The 14,227-nt window shown below is 74.4% G+C and carries 13 protein-coding genes; 6 read left to right on the top strand and 7 right to left on the bottom strand.

Annotated features, from left to right (window positions below):
- Positions 1 to 23 precede the first annotated feature (23 nt).
- Positions 24 to 854 (bottom strand): spheroidene monooxygenase, encoded by an 831-nt coding sequence (locus IEZ07_RS20680; protein ID WP_239320330.1) that lies wholly within the window; start codon positions 852 to 854, stop codon positions 24 to 26.
- On the opposite strand from IEZ07_RS20680, the gene IEZ07_RS20675 reads away from it, so the two are divergent.
- The gene (locus tag IEZ07_RS20675; RefSeq protein ID WP_191896255.1) at positions 817 to 1,428 is read left to right on the top strand and encodes a glycerol-3-phosphate acyltransferase; all 612 of its coding nucleotides are present in this window, start codon (positions 817 to 819) and stop codon (positions 1,426 to 1,428) included. The two genes, IEZ07_RS20680 and IEZ07_RS20675, sit on opposite strands and share 38 nt — an antisense overlap.
- Here the strand turns inward: IEZ07_RS20675 and IEZ07_RS20670 are convergent.
- The 4 genes from IEZ07_RS20670 to IEZ07_RS20655 form a co-directional block, all read right to left on the bottom strand.
- Positions 1,376 to 2,830, bottom strand: coding sequence for a glycosyltransferase family 2 protein (locus tag IEZ07_RS20670; protein WP_239320331.1), 1,455 nt, complete (start codon positions 2,828 to 2,830; stop codon positions 1,376 to 1,378). The genes IEZ07_RS20675 and IEZ07_RS20670 overlap by 53 nt on opposite strands.
- A complete protein-coding gene (locus IEZ07_RS20665; protein WP_191896254.1) occupies positions 2,827 to 4,266 on the bottom strand; it encodes a phytoene desaturase family protein in 1,440 nt (479 codons plus the stop codon). Before IEZ07_RS20665 ends, IEZ07_RS20670 begins: the two co-directional genes overlap by 4 nt.
- Positions 4,254 to 5,015, bottom strand: coding sequence for a carotenoid biosynthesis protein (locus IEZ07_RS20660; protein ID WP_239320332.1), 762 nt, complete (start codon positions 5,013 to 5,015; stop codon positions 4,254 to 4,256). Before IEZ07_RS20660 ends, IEZ07_RS20665 begins: the two co-directional genes overlap by 13 nt.
- A 241-nt stretch (positions 5,016 to 5,256) precedes the next feature.
- The gene (locus IEZ07_RS20655) at positions 5,257 to 6,189 is read right to left on the bottom strand and encodes an NBR1-Ig-like domain-containing protein (protein ID WP_191896253.1); all 933 of its coding nucleotides are present in this window, start codon (positions 6,187 to 6,189) and stop codon (positions 5,257 to 5,259) included.
- A gap of 577 nt (positions 6,190 to 6,766) precedes the next feature.
- Here IEZ07_RS20655 and IEZ07_RS20650 point away from each other — a divergent pair.
- Positions 6,767 to 8,074 carry an aspartyl protease family protein gene (locus IEZ07_RS20650; RefSeq protein ID WP_191896252.1) on the top strand — a complete coding sequence of 436 codons (1,308 nt, stop codon included), beginning with the start codon at positions 6,767 to 6,769 and terminating at the stop codon, positions 8,072 to 8,074.
- A 190-nt stretch (positions 8,075 to 8,264) separates the two neighbouring features.
- On the opposite strand, the gene IEZ07_RS20645 is transcribed toward IEZ07_RS20650, so the two are convergent.
- Both IEZ07_RS20645 and IEZ07_RS20640 read right to left on the bottom strand, forming a co-directional pair.
- On the bottom strand, positions 8,265 to 8,606 hold the full coding sequence (locus tag IEZ07_RS20645; RefSeq protein WP_191896251.1) for a hypothetical protein: 342 nt from the start codon (positions 8,604 to 8,606) through the stop codon (positions 8,265 to 8,267).
- Positions 8,607 to 8,756: 150 nt separating this feature from the next.
- Complete coding sequence (locus IEZ07_RS20640; protein WP_191896250.1) at positions 8,757 to 9,104, bottom strand: hypothetical protein; 348 nt, start codon at positions 9,102 to 9,104, stop codon at positions 8,757 to 8,759.
- A 311-nt stretch (positions 9,105 to 9,415) separates the two neighbouring features.
- Between IEZ07_RS20640 and IEZ07_RS20635 the strand changes: the two genes are divergently transcribed.
- The 4 genes from IEZ07_RS20635 (at position 9,416) to IEZ07_RS20620 (ending at position 14,156) form a co-directional block, all read left to right on the top strand.
- The gene (locus IEZ07_RS20635) at positions 9,416 to 9,913 is read left to right on the top strand and encodes a MaoC family dehydratase (RefSeq protein WP_191896249.1); all 498 of its coding nucleotides are present in this window, start codon (positions 9,416 to 9,418) and stop codon (positions 9,911 to 9,913) included.
- Between the two features lie 74 nt (positions 9,914 to 9,987).
- Positions 9,988 to 11,148 (top strand): acyl-CoA dehydrogenase family protein, encoded by a 1,161-nt coding sequence (locus IEZ07_RS20630; RefSeq protein ID WP_191896248.1) that lies wholly within the window; start codon positions 9,988 to 9,990, stop codon positions 11,146 to 11,148.
- A 149-nt stretch (positions 11,149 to 11,297) separates the two neighbouring features.
- Positions 11,298 to 11,849, top strand: a complete 552-nt coding sequence (locus IEZ07_RS20625; protein WP_191896247.1) for a TetR/AcrR family transcriptional regulator — start codon at positions 11,298 to 11,300, stop codon at positions 11,847 to 11,849.
- Between the two features lie 117 nt (positions 11,850 to 11,966).
- The gene (locus tag IEZ07_RS20620; RefSeq protein WP_191896246.1) at positions 11,967 to 14,156 is read left to right on the top strand and encodes an MMPL family transporter; all 2,190 of its coding nucleotides are present in this window, start codon (positions 11,967 to 11,969) and stop codon (positions 14,154 to 14,156) included.
- Positions 14,157 to 14,227 lie beyond the last annotated feature (71 nt).

Here is a 14,227-nt window from a genome sequence, read left to right as displayed (position 1 = left end):
GCGGGGGAACGGCGGTGAGCCGGCTACGGGCGGGGGCCGGAGGAGGCGGGGGACCCCGCCAGGGGGTCGGTCCCGTTCCAGGTCCCCGCGCTGCCGTAGGGGGCGAACCGGGTGAACATCTCCTCCGCGTACCAGCCCTCGTCCCGGGTCCGCCCGATCACCCGGCGGTGCGCCCGGCCCCGGTGGGCGAAGTCCCGGACCGCGGCGGCGTCGCGCCAGAGCGAGAACGTGGCCTGCCGGGCCAGCGGCCACTCCCCGACGCCGACCGAGGCCAGGCAGCCGTCCTGCTCCCGGAGCAGGGCGTCGACGGCGGGGACCGAACGGTAGAACGCGACCAGCCGGGACGGCCGGATCGACGCCCTGGTCAGCACGGCGACCGGACCGGAGCCCTCCCGCGGGCCCGGCGGCCCGTCCCGGCCGGCGCCGTCCCCGGCCGATCCCGTTCCGGCGGGTCCGGTTCCGGCTGGCCCGGTTCCGGCCGGGCCGTCCGCGATCGGACCGAACGGGTCCACCCCGCCCCAGCTCCCGCGCGAGGCCAGCGGCGCGAGCCGTACCTGCCAGGACTCCACGGCCTCGTCGCGCCAGCGCGCCGCCACCGGAGAGCGGGCGAGGAAGGCGTCCAGGTCCCGCTCGGCGCGCCAGACCGCGAACAGCGCCCAGCGGCGCAGGTCCGCGCCGAGGCTCATGGACGCGCCCCGGCCGGATCCCAGCAGCCGCCGGAACACCAGTCCGGGGGTGCGCGCCAGCACCGGCCGGTCGAACGCCATGTGCCGCATGGCCCCCAGATCCGCATACCTGACGAGGTGGAACGAGGCGATGGTTCCCGTGCCCCTGCCCCTGCCCGTGGCCGTCATCGGCGCCTACCTTCTCGGATCCGTGCCGGTCGCGGTGCTCGTCGCCCGCGCGCACGGCTTCGACCCGCGCGCGGTCGGTGACCGCAACCCGGGCTTCTGGAACATGAAGGAGCGGCTCGGCGGGAGGGCCGCCGCGCCGGTCTTCGCCGGTGACATGCTCAAGGGGGCCCTCGCCGCGCTGCTCGCCCTCTGGGCGAGCGGCGGGCACACGGCCGGGTCCGGCGCGGTCTCCGGCGCCAGCACCGTCCCGGTGTACCTCGCCGTGGCGGCGGCGATGGCCGGGCACGCGTGGCCGGTGTTCGCCGGGTTCCGCGGCGGGCGCTCGATCCTCACCTTCGCGGGCGGCTTCGCGGTCGTCTGCCCGCCCGCCTTCCTGCTGGGCCTCGCCGTCCTGGTCGGCACCGCCCTGGCCGCCCGCTCCTTCGCGATCGGGGCGCGGGCCGGGGTGTTCGCCCTCCCGCTGCTGCAGCTGCCGTTCGCGCCGGTCGCGCACGTCGCCGGGACCGGCGCGCTGATGTGCCTCATCGGGTTGCGCTTCGGTCAGGCCGCGCGGACCGCCCGGCGCCCGTCGTGACCTTCCGGACGGGCCGCCCCGCCCCCGGCCCGACGGCCGTCCCCGGTCCGCCGGGGGCGGCGGCCGGAGCGGTCCCGGGGACGGCTCCCGCGGCGGCCGCCGGGTAGGACCGGCCCCGCCAGGTGCGGACGGGCCGCAGGGTCGCCGCGGTCAGCCGGAAGGCCGCCAGCGGGTCCAGCAGGGGGGAGAGCAGCGTGCCGGGCCCCGGCCGGGTGTAGCTGCCGCGCAGCGCCCCGGCCAGCAGCAGCCGGACCGCCAGCAGCGCGAGGTCGAGCCGGGTGGGCCGGCCCGCGACCAGCCGGATCGGGGGCAGCGCGGCGGTGAGCCAGAGCACCGCCAGGTCGGCGGCCTGGCGTCCCGGGGAGGTGACGTCCCGCAGCGGGAGCGAGCGGCCCCACTCCCGCCACACCTCGGCCGCGGACTCGTGCATGTCCACCTCCAGCAGCCCGCCCGAGTCCAGGAATCCCACCGACCAGCCGTCCGCGGCCAGGGTCCTGGCCAGCGCCACGTCGTCGGTCAGGTGCCCGCGGACCCGGGTGAACCCGTCGGCGGCCAGCATCGCCGTACGGCGGAAGGCCGTGCACTGGCCGTTGGCCACCACCCGGTGCGGCGGCGGAGGGGAGGACGGGCCGATCGGGCCGAACCGGTAGACCAGCGTGGACAGGAACGCCGAGTGCAGCGCCTGCTCGGCGATCCCGTCGCAGACGAACCGGGGGCCCACCGTGACCAGGTCGTAGGCGTCCAGGGCGGCCGCCACCGCCCCGAACAGGCCGGGCGCGGGGCGCGCGTCCGCGTCGAGGGTGACCACGACGTCGCCGAGGGCCGCCTCGGTCCCGTGCCGCAGCGCCCACTGCTTGCCCACCCAGTCCGGCGGCAGGGGAGGGGCTGCCAGGACCTTCGCGCCGAGTCCGGCGGCCAGCCGGGCCGTGCCGTCGCGGGAGCCGTCGTCGACCACCACGACCTCCGCGACGGCCGGGTCGGCGAGCGCCGCCGACACGCACGGCCCGATGCGGTGCTCCTCGTCGCGGGCCGGGACCACCACGGAGATGCGCGGGCCGCGCCCGGGATCGGCCGCGGGGGACGGCCGGCCGGGCCCGGGACCGTCCGCCGGGGAGGGCCGGCCGTCCCGGGGACCGGCCACGGGGGAGAGCGGGGGCAGGCGGGTGCGCCCGCGCGCCAGCCGTACGGCGACCACCACCGCGGCGGCGGCCTGGCACGCGGTGAGCGCGGCCAGGGCGGCCCGGACCGGACCCCGACGGCCGGTCCGCGCGGCGGCGGCGCTGACTGGGACTGCGGTCCGGCGGCGGGTCCGCGCGGCGGCGGCCCGGGCGGTGGTGGTGAGGGCGGTGACCGGGACGGCGCCGATCGGGACGGCGGTCCGAGGGCGGATGGAGCGGGTCACCGGGGGAAGTCCTCGGCCACCAGCGACGCCACGATGCGTCCGCCCATCGCCACCAGCGGCAGCCCGCCGCCGGGATGAGCCGAGCCGCCCACCAGGTACAGGCCGCGCAGCGGCCCCCGGTTGCCGGGGCGGCGCAGCGGGGCCAGCGGTCCCGCGTAGGCGCCGCCGTAGATCGCCCCGCCCCAGGCGCCGTAGCGGTCGCGCAGGTCGGCGGGGGTGAGCAGGTCGACGAAGCGGAGCCGGCCCGACAGGTCGAGGCCCCGGCCGGCCAGGCGTTCCAGCACCAGGTCCCGGTAGGCGTGCGGGGACATCGGCCACCGGCCCGGGTCGCGGGCCGGGACGTTGACCAGCATGGTCCAGTTCTCGCAGCCCTCCGGGGCCTGCGACGGGTCGTCCACCGCCGAGCAGCCGACGTAGACGGTCGGGTCCTCCGGCGGGCGCCGCCGGTCGAAGACGTCGGCGAACTCCCGCTCGTAGTCGGCGGAGAAGAGCACCGTGTGGTGGGCCAGCCCCTCGGTCCGGCCCTCCACCCCGGCCATCATCAGGAACGCCGAGGAGGACAGGCCGAGCGAGGCGGTCCGCCGCAGCCGCCGCCGGTCGGGCAGCAGCCGCCCGTAGAGCGCCGCCGCGTCGGTGTTGGCGACCACGACCGAGGCGTGCTCGCGCTCGCCGGAGGCCAGCCGTACGCCCAGCACCCGGTCGCGGCCGGCGAGCACCCCGGTGACCTCGGCGCCGAGGACGACCTCCACGCCGGCCTTCTCCAGGGCCGCGGCGAGCGCGTCGGCGAGCCGGGGCAGCCCGCCCGCCACGTACCAGCCGCCCTCGCCGTGCTCGATCGCGGGCACGCAGGCCAGTGCGGCGGGTGCCCGGTAGGGGCTGGAACCGGCGTAGGTGGCGTAGCGGCCGGCGTACTGCAGCAGGCGCGGATCGGTGAAGAAGCGCCGGGCCAGCCCGTGCAGGGTCCGGCCGGGCGCGACCGCCGCCAGGTCGGACAGGCTCCCGCGCGGCGCGGACCGGGACAGGGAGACCGGCGGCCCGGCGAAGAAACCGCGCGCCGACGCCTCGTAGCACCGCCGGGCCCAGGCGTGGAACGCCCGCCAGCCGGCCCCCTCACCCGGCGCGAGCCGCTCCACGGCCCCGGCCATCCGCTCCGGGTCCCGGGGCGCCGTCAGCACCGAGCCGTCGGCGAAGCGGTAGCGGCACAGCTCGCGCGGTTCCACCAGGTCGAGCTCCAGCCCCAGGCCGGTGAACAGGTCCGGTAGGGTGAGCAGGGACGGCCCTTCGGAGAAGGTGAAACCGTCGCGCCGGTGCTCGGCGAGCTTGCCGCCCAGCCGGGGCAGCCGCTCGTAGAGCCGGACCCGGTGCCCCCCGCGGGCCAGCAGCAGCGCGGAGACCATCCCCCCGACGCCGCCTCCGACCACGATCACTTCCGCCATCGACGCCTCCAGGCGAGCAGGACGAACACACCCATGCAGATCCCCCCGGCGGCGGCGACCAGCGGGTCGGGCGGGTCGAAGACCACCGCGAACCCGATCGTCTCCATGACCGCCATCACCGTGTACAGCGCGGCCAGGCCGGTGCTGCGCGCCGCCGGGTCCGGCAGGGAGAGGTCGATCAGCACCATCACCAGCAGCGACACGGCCAGCCAGCCGGCGAAGTTGCCGAGCGGGACGCCCCGGTAGGGACCGGGCTCGTGCCACACCCACAGGCCCAGCCGGATCATCTGCGGATCCAGGAACAGGTCCCACGCGGTGAGCGCCGCCGCGCCCAGCGCGACGCGCGCCGCCCGGCTCGCCGGCGCCGCCGCGGAGGCCGCCGCGTGGGCCGCCAGACCCATGCCGCCCCAGGCCAGTGCGACGATCACCGGGACGCCGCCGGGCTGCGGCACGAGCAGGCCGGTGTAGTGGTAGTCGCCGAACGGCACCCCGGTCCTCGTGCCGATCCACTCCGCGGCGTAGCCGGCCGCGACGGCGGCGGCGAAGGCCGCGGCCGCCCGCGGGAGGGTGTGGACCGCCGCGGCGAAGGCGACCGCGGCCGCCGCCAGCAGCAGCACGACCACGCTGGTGAGCAGGATCGGCCGCGGCTGCAGCCCGGTCGCCACCTGCGCCGCCACCATGGCGGCCAGCAGCGCCGCCCCGGCCCGGCCCGCCGCCGAGGGCGCGGCCGGAATCCCCGTCGCGGTCACCGCACACCCCTCCCCGCTCCCGGCCACTCGTGCGCGTCTCCCACGGAGACTCCTTCGAGTGGTTCTCTCCTCCCGGACGCATTCCGCACCCCACCGGGGGATCTTCTTCGGGAAGAGCTTCGGGAAGGTTCGGCGTCCGCCGTCCGCCGGGCCGTACGAGCTCCGACGCCGACGCCGACGCCGGCCCCGACACCGACGCCGCACGGACGCCGACGCCGGAGCGGCCGGTCCGCGCTCGCGGTCACTGCACGCTGACGTCCAGGAAGATCGGCTTCTTTGCGGGGAACAGCGGGGTCCCGTCCTCGCTGGTCATCTTCCAGAAGATCTTGCATCTGGCCGGGCCGGCGGCGGCGCGGACGCGCACCGCTATGTCGGTCGTCCTTCCCGGCGCGGTCGGCTCGATCGCGATCCGCTCGGGGGCACGGCACGGCGTGCTGTTGATCCGGGTGAGATACCGCCCCTCCCAGGGGACGGTTCCGGCGTTGCGGATCCGCCACACCTTGGTGAAGTGCGCCTTCCTGCGCACCGTGCTCCCATCCGGGTAGGTGACGTCCCCCTCGAAGACGGAGTCGTCACTCGACTGCGCCGTCCATGCCGGTGATTCGTGCGGCACGGCCTTGTCCGGCGCCTTCTCGCCGCCGAACGGCGAGAACGCGGCGACCACCGCGCCGGCGCCACCGGCGAGTACGGCGGACAGCACGCCGAGGACGACGGGCCTGCCGATGCGGATGCGGAGCGACCGCGCGGCCGGAGCGGGACCGTCCGCCACGGGCCCGCCCTCTGCGAGCCCGCTCTCCGCCGGTCCGGCCACCGTTCCCGTCCGCGCCGGTGTGTTCTGCGCCGGTCCGGTTCGCGCCGGTGTGTTCTGCGCCGGTCCGGTCTGCGCCGGCTCGCTCTCCGCCGCGGGGGAGGCCGGCGGACCCTGGGTCCTGGCCTGCTCCCAGTACGACCGCCACTCCCGCTCGGTCTCCCGCTCGTCCTGTCCCAGCCGGCCGACCGCGAGGACCCGGACGAACTCCCACGTCGTCTCCCAGGTCGGGAGCGTCCGTCCCCGGGCGGCGGCGGCCAGCGACGACTTCGAGGCCGCCGCTCCCAGACGGGAGGACATCTCCGCGAAAGACGGGTCGCCCGCCCTCTCCTTGAGCTCCCAGAGCCGGTGCGCGAGCAGCGCCACCGGACCGGACCCCGGATCGGGCCGGGCGGGCCTCCGCCCCCGTCGGGACCCCGGCTTCTCCGGGAGCGAATCTGGCGACCTGTGCACGTCCGGTGACTCCGGCATCCCCTACCCGTTCTGGTCGGCACCGCCCGGCATCCGCGTCCGCGGATCCGGCGCGACCCTTTCCGGCAACACGCTTTCGAACGGAGTAGGTTACCGGAAGCCGCCGGACGCCTCCGATCGGCGTCGCGGACGCCCCATGGCACCGCCAGGACTCTCGTCGGCCGGTCAGTCGGAACGCCGCCGTCGACCGGTCATCGGCACGCCGCCCTGGACGGCCGGTCCGACCGGCGATCGACACGCTCGCGTGGTCTCCGGGCGCGACGAGAGCCGCCGTCTCCTCCCACGCGATGTCGCGCCGTCCGCACGAGCACGCCGCGACGCACCCCGTCGCGGGTACGGCGGCGCCGTCGCCGATCGCGGCCGTGACCCGACCATGACACGGCGCGGACGAGGCGAGGACACGGCCCGGAGACGCTGTAACCGTCCGTCGGACCGAGAGCCGCGGCGAATATGATCACGAATGGGAGAGGGCATGGCTGACGACAGGCGATGGGACCGGCGCTCACTGCTGCGGGGCGCCGCCGTGCTGGCCGGTGCGGCCGCGACGGTGCCGCTGCTCGGTGAGGCGGCCACGGCACGAGCCGGCGGTGGTGACGCGGACGCGCTGTTCAAGGCCGGGAGGTTCGAGCAGGCCGGCCGCGCGTACGAGGAGATCCTGAGAAAGGACCCCGAGAACCTGCACGCGGCCCGTCGGCGCGGCTACGTCGGGCTGCTGGCCAACCGGTTCCGTGACGCGGAGAGATACCTCAAGCTGGCCGTCGCTCTGGCGCCCGACGACAGGGACGCCAACCGATTCCTGGCCGACTGCTACATCCGGCAGGACAGACTCTCCCTCTCGGCACCGCACTGGCGAGCCGCCGGCCAGGAGAGCTACGCCGAATGGTTCGCGACGTTCTCCGGCGAGCCGTACCAGGTCCGCGGCGACACCGCGCAGCTGCCCTGGAAGCAGATGGATCCGGAGCCGCTGGTCGAGGCCTCGGTCAACGGCGGGCCGCCGAAGCGCTTCACGTTCTACACCGGCGCCCCGTCGCTGCAGGTGTCGGCGACGGTGGCCAGGGAGGCCGGGCTGAGGCCCGTCGCCAGTGAGAAGATCGATTACTTGAACGGCACCGTATGGATGCACTACGGGGCGCTGGACTCGTTCCGGTTGGGCGGCATCGAGCTGCGCAACGTCCCCGTGAGCTGGTCGGCGACGGAGTCGGGCGCGGACGTCGACACCGACACCGACGGCATGATCGGCATGTGGGTCTTCTACCACCTGCTGACCACCTTCGACTACGCGGGCCGGCGGCTGGTCCTGCGGCGCCGGACCCCCGAGACGGCCGGCGAGGTACGCGCCGCCGCCGAGCGGGCGGGCACCGCGCCCCTGCCGATGTGGCTGGCCCGGGAGAACGCGCTCCACACCAGGGGCAGGGTCGCCGGCGCCGCCGGCTCCGGTACGGGGGTGGTGGGTGTGCTCTTCGGCGGACACAGCGAGGTCGCCGGGATCGTGAACGGGGCGACGGCCGAGCGGTTGCAGGTCCGCGTGGACCGCGACCGCCCGGTCGAGACCTTCGCCGGCAGCCACCCGGTCGTCGCCTATCCCTGCTATCCGAAGGAGATGCGCCTGGGCGGAGTCGCCGCCGACGGCGTCTACTGCTTCACGAACCCGGACGCACCCCTCGCCCCCAACGGGTTCGACGTGGCGGCCGCCTTCTTCCACAGCTTCCACAAGCCCAGCACCGTCACCCTCGACTTCACCGACATGAACCTCTACGCCACCCGCGGGCAGGCCGCCTGACCGCTGCGGCGCGGCGCTGTACACCGGGCGCGGCACCGCCGGGCGCCGCATCAGCCGATCAAGGAACGGCGCGGGCCCGCCTTCCGTTTCGGCGGGGTCCCGGCCGGTTCCCCGGCCAGGACCCCGCCTGCGCGGCGCGATCCGCGGACCTGCGGCTTCCGGCTCACCTCATGATCCGGACTCCGAGCGGCTAGGCCCGGCCTCCGTCGGCGATGGACACGATCGAGGCGGTCTGGAACTTCTTGTGGCCCTTCCCGTTGGCCCCGACGACGGCCGTGTAGGACTTGGTGGTCCAGCCCAGGCTGTACTTGATGTTCAGCTTGCGCTTGTTGTTGCACCGGTTGCTCCAGTACACCGTCACGGAGGTGTTCCCGTCCCCCCACGACCAGGCGAAGCAGCCGGCGACTCCGCGGTGGACGTCCGCCGACGCCGGAGCCGCGGTGCCGACGCCGAGACCGGCGGCGGCGAGGGAGGCGGCGGCGAAGACGGCGGCGCGGGTGCGCAGGCCGGTCCTGCGAGACGACATGGGCATGAAGGTCTCCTCATCCGGTGAATGTGTTCGTTCGACTGCGGTCACCGCACCGAGCGGGCCGGTCCGGTGATCTTCGTTGCGGCTCCGCCCGCGGGGCGGAGCGGGACATCGGGCGCTTCCCCCGGCTGCGGGTGCCGGGGGATGCGGGCCCTAGCAGCTGCCGGGCAGCGTCACCTTGTTGGGCATGCTGTGGTCGATCTTCTTGCTGCCCTTGCTCCGGGCGCCGACGGTGAAGCACTTGTAGAAGATCGTGCCGTTCTCGCGGACGAACTGCAGTTTGACGGCCCGCTTCTGGTTGCAGTGGTTGTTGTAGTACACGGTGGTGGTCACGTTGCCGTCACCCCACGAGACGTTGATCTTCTTTCCGCTGGGCGACGCGCACGCGGCGGACTTCCGGTGGACGTCGGCGGAGGCCCCCGCGGTCCCGGCACTGGCGACGGACGGGACGCACAGCACGGCGAGAGCGGCTACGGCGGGCACCAGTTTCCTGTACTGCAAGGTGGTCTTCCTTCGTTCTCCGACACGGACCCGGCCGGTTCGGCGACCGGCGGGGGAGGGCGCACCGCGGTCGGGGACCGCGGGCGCCGAGGACTCGATCAGCTTGCCCGCCGCCCCCGTCCCGGCCAAGCGATCTTCGTCCAGAGCTGCGGCTTCGGACTTTCGGACGTCGGATTTTGGACTTTGGACAAATGGGAAGCCGCCCCGGACGCCGCCGGGAGCTGGTGCGACGACCTCGTCGGTGGAACAATGTTCCGGTCTGACGCCGCCGGGATGCCGGGCGACGCGGGGACCACGGCGGAGGGGGAGGCATGCGGTTCGGGCGCACCTACGAGGAGTTCGAGGTCGGCGCCGTCTACAGGCACTGGCCCGGGAAGACGGTGACGGAGTACGACAACCACCTGTTCTGCCTGCTGACCATGAACCACCATCCCGTCCACCTGGACGACAACTACGCGGCGACCACGGACCACGGCCGGAACCTCGTCGTCGGCAACTACGTCTACTCCCTGCTGATCGGCATGTCCGTGCCCGACGTCTCCGGGAAGGCGATCGCCAACCTCGAGGTCGAGTCGCTCAGGCACGTCGCCCCCACATTCCACGGGGACACGCTCTACGGCGAGACGACCGTGCTGGACAAGCGGCGGTCGGCCTCGAAGGAGGACCGCGGCATAGTCCGCGTGGAGACCAGGGGGCACAAGCAGGACGGCACCCTGGTCTGCGTCTTCCGCCGCAGGGTCATGGTCCCGACGGCGGTCTACCTGAAGGAGCGCGGCGAAGAGCCGGGACGTCCGGTCCCCCTCGCCTGAGGCCGGGACCGGTCCGACGGCGATCCGAGGACCGCGCCCGCCTCCCCGTGCCACGATCGAAAGGACGTCCAGGGGTGGACTTCGAGCTGAACGACGAGCAGCGGCTGTTCCAGCGGACCCTGCGGGAGTTCGTCGACTCCGAGATCGTGCCGGTCGCCCCGGAGTGGGAGCGCACCGGCCGCTACCCGGCCGAGATCGTCGACCGGTTCCGGCAGCTGGGGCTGTTCGGCATCACGATCCCCGAGGAGTACGGCGGGCTGGCGCTGGACCGGGTCTCGTTCGCCCTGGTCTTCGAGGAGATCGCACGCGGCTGGATGGGCGTGGCCGGGGTGCTCGGCTCGCACTCCCTGGCCGCGTGGATGATCGCCCGGTACGGCACCGAGGAGCAGCGGAAGGCCTACCTGCCGGACCTGGCCACCGGCGCCCGCCGTACCGGGATCGCGCTGACCGAACCGGGGGCGGGCACGGACCTGCAGGGCATCCGGACCCGCGCGGTCCGCGACGGCGACCACTACGTGGTCAACGGCACCAAGACGTGGATCACCAACGCCCGGCACGCCGACCCGATGCCCGTCCTGGTCAAGACCTCGATCACTGAGCCCGCCCACCGCGGGATGTCCCTGATCCTCGTCGAGGCCGGCACCCCCGGCTACACGGTAGGACGCGACCTGCCCAAACTCGGCTACCGGGGCACCGAGACCTGCGAGGTCGTCCTCGACGACGTGCGCGTCCCGGCCTCGGCGCTGCTCGGCGGGACGGAGGGCCGGGGCATGCAGCAGGCCCTGTCGGCGCTGGAGCTCGGCCGGATCAACATCGCCGCCCGCGCGGTGGGCGTCTCCCAGTGCGCCTACGACGCGGCGCTGGCCTACTCGCGCGAGCGCCACGCCTTCGGCAGGCCCATCTCCGACTTCCAGGCCATCCAGCTCAAGCTCGCCGACATGGCCACCGAGATCCAGGCCGCCCGGCTGCTCACCTACTGGGCGGCGGTCCGCTCGGAGGGCGGCGCGGTGACGGCCGAGGCCGCGATGGCCAAGTACTTCGCCTCGGAGGTCGCGCTCCGGACGACCATGGAGGCCATGCGGGTCCACGGCGGCTACGGATACTCCCAGGAGTTCGTCGTCGAGCGCCTCTACCGCGACGCGCCGCTCATGGCCATCGGTGAGGGCACCAACGACGTCCAGCGGATGGTCATCGCCCGGTCCCTCGTCGCGGGCGACTCCACGGTCGGCTGGTGAGCCGGGCGGGAGCCCGCCGGGACGGAGCTTGCTTCCGCGACAGAACGTGCCACCGGTGCGAAATGTGAGGTAACCCACTCCGGAAAACTGTCCGATCGGTCAAACCCTGACCGATCGGACAGGCATTCTTGAGGAGGAGGTGGGTTTCGATGTCTCGCAGCGCCCGCTCGGGCACCCGGGAGGAGATCCTGGACGCGGCGTCCTGGCTCTTCGCCGCGACCGGTTTCAAGGGCACCTCACTCCAGGACATCGCCGGGGCGGTCGGCTGCTCCAAGGCCGCCCTGCTGTACCACTTCGACGGCAAGGACGCGATCCTCGCCGAACTGCTGGCACCCGCGGTGGAGGCGTTCGAGACGCTCGACGCCCGGCTGGCCGCCCTCGGCGACGAGGCCGTACGGCGCGCGGCCGTCGAGGGGTTCGTGGACCTCGTGATGCGCTTCCGGCGAGAGGTCACCGTCCTGTACGGCGACCTGCCCGACCTGCTCCAGCGCCCGGCCTTCGCGGGGGTGCAGGAGATGACGGACCGGCTCCTGGCCGCGCTCACCGGCCGCTCGGCCGAGCCCGCGGCCCGCGCGGCGGCGCTGCTGGTGCTCGGCGGCGTCCCGGTCGCCTGCATGGAGCCGTGCGGGATCGGCGACGACGAGCTCCGCTCCGCCCTGGTCCGCAGCGCGGCCCGGGCCCTCGACCCCACCGGTGCCTGACGGCGTCCCCGACCCCACCGGCGCCTGACGGCGTCCCCGACCTCACCCGCGCCCGGCGGCGTTCCCGCCGCCTTCCGCTCTTTCCAAAGATCCCGACATTTCCGACAAGGATGCTTCATGGCAACCCTGCTCTACCGGCTCGGCCGGGCCTCGTTCCGCCGCCGGCGGTTGGTCCTCGCCCTGTGGCTCGCCGTACTGGCCGCCCTCGGCGGGTCCGCCGCCGCCTTCATGGGGCCCATGGCGAGCAACTTCTCGATGCCGGGCACCGAGGCGCAGCGCGCACTCGACACCCTGGCCGAGGAGTTCCCGCAGGCCTCCGGGGCGACCGGCACCATCGTCGTCGCCGCCCCCGAAGGCCGGCAGCTGGCCTCCCCGCAGGACCGGGCGACCCTGCAGGCGCTGGTCAAGGAGGCCTCGGCGCTGCCCGGCGTGCTGGCCGCCCTCGACCCGTTCCAGACCAAGGCGCTCTCCCCGGACGGCCGCTACGCCCTGATCCAGGTGCAGTTCGCCGCCCGCGGTGACGAGGTGACCGACGCCCAGCGCGACGCCTACGCGAAGGTGGGCGCCGCCGCCGAGGCCACCGGCCTGCGGGTGGCGGCCGGCGGCGAGGTGACCAGCGCCGAACCGGAGATCGGCTCCACCGAGGCCCTCGGCGTCCTGGTGGCGGCGATCGTCCTGGTCATCACCTTCGGCTCCCTGGTCGCCGCCGGGATGACCCTGCTCAACGCGCTCATCGGCGTCGGCGCCGGCATGGCCGGGCTCTACGCCCTCAGCGGCGCCGTCGAACTGACCACCACCGCCCCCATCCTCGCCCTCATGCTCGGCCTGGCCGTCGGCATCGACTACTCGCTGTTCATCACCTCCCGGCACCGGCAGAACCTCGCCGACGGCCTGGAGCCCGAGGAGGCCGCCGCGCGCGCCGTCGGCACCGCCGGATCGGCCGTCGTCTTCGCCGGCGCCACCGTGGTCATCGCGCTCGCGGGCCTGACGGTGGTGGGCATCCCGTTCCTGACCATCATGGGCCTGGCCGCCGCGGGCACCGTCGCCGTCGCCGTGCTGGTGGCGATCACCCTGCAGCCCGCGCTGCTCGGCTTCGCCGGCCGCCGCGTCCTGCCCCGCAGGCAGCGCGCCGCCGCGCCGGAGAACGGCGCCGCCGGGAAGGAGGAGGCCCGGCAGCCCCTCAGCTTCCGCTGGGGCTACTTCGTCACCCGCCACCGCCTGCCGTTCATCCTCGCCGGCGTGCTCGCCCTGGGCGCGCTGACCGTCCCCGCGGCGGACATGCGCCTGGCGCTGCCCGACGCCGGCACCGCCCCGGCCGGCTCCTCCCCCCGCGAGGCCTACGACCTCACCGCTGAGGGCTTCGGCCCCGGCTTCAACGGCCGGCTGGTCGCCGTGATCACGGCCGACTCCGCGCCGGCCGCCCAGCAGGCCGTCGCGCAGGCCCAGCAGCTGATCCAGAGCACGCCCGGCGTCCTCGCCGCCGCCCCGCAGGGGTTCAACGCCGCAGGCACCACCGCACTGCTGTCCGTGATCCCCAAGACCGGCCCGACCGACGAGGCGACCGAGACGATGGTCCACGAGATCCGCGAGCGGGTCTCCGGCGTCTCCGGCGCGGAGATAGCCCTGACCGGCGTCACCGCCGTCGGCATCGACATCTCCGAGAAGCTCTCCGACGCCCTGCCGGTCTACCTGCTGCTGGTCGTGGGGCTGTCCATCCTGCTGCTGATGCTGGTCTTCCGCTCGGTGCTGGTGCCGGTCAAGGCGGCCCTGGGCTTCCTGCTCACCGTCGGCGCCACCTTCGGCATCACCGTCGCGATCTTCCAGCAGGGCCACCTGGCCGGCCTGGTCGGCCTGGACACGCCCGGCCCGCTGGTCAGCTTCCTGCCGATCCTGCTCATCGGCATCCTGTTCGGCCTGGCCATGGACTACCAGGTCTTCCTGGTCTCCCGGATGCGGGAGGACTTCGTGCACGGCGACACCGCCCGCCAGGCCACCGTCAACGGCATGGGCCACGGCGGCCGCGTCGTCACCGCCGCCGCGCTCATCATGATCTCCGTCTTCGGCGGCTTCGTGCTCATGGACGACCCGATCATCAAGTCGATGGGCTTCGCCCTGGCCATCGGCGTCGCCATCGACGCCTTCGTGGTCCGGATGACGATCGTGCCGGCCGTGATGTCCCTGCTCGGCGACGGCGCCTGGTGGCTGCCCCGCTGGCTGTCGCGCGCCCTGCCCAACGTCGACATCGAGGGCGAGCAGCTCCGCGCCCACCTCGACCGGGAGAACACGAAGGTCCCCGCGGGCGTCTGACCCGCGCGACCGATCGCGGTGCCGCGCGGTCTGGAGGTCCCGCCCGCGCGACCGATCGCGTGACCGCGCGG

The sequence above is a fragment of the Planomonospora parontospora genome (assembly GCA_014647935.1).
Lineage (GTDB): Bacteria > Actinomycetota > Actinomycetes > Streptosporangiales > Streptosporangiaceae > Planomonospora > Planomonospora parontospora.
Note: the sequence above shows the minus strand (reverse complement) of the source record. Positions and strands in the feature narration are given on the sequence as shown.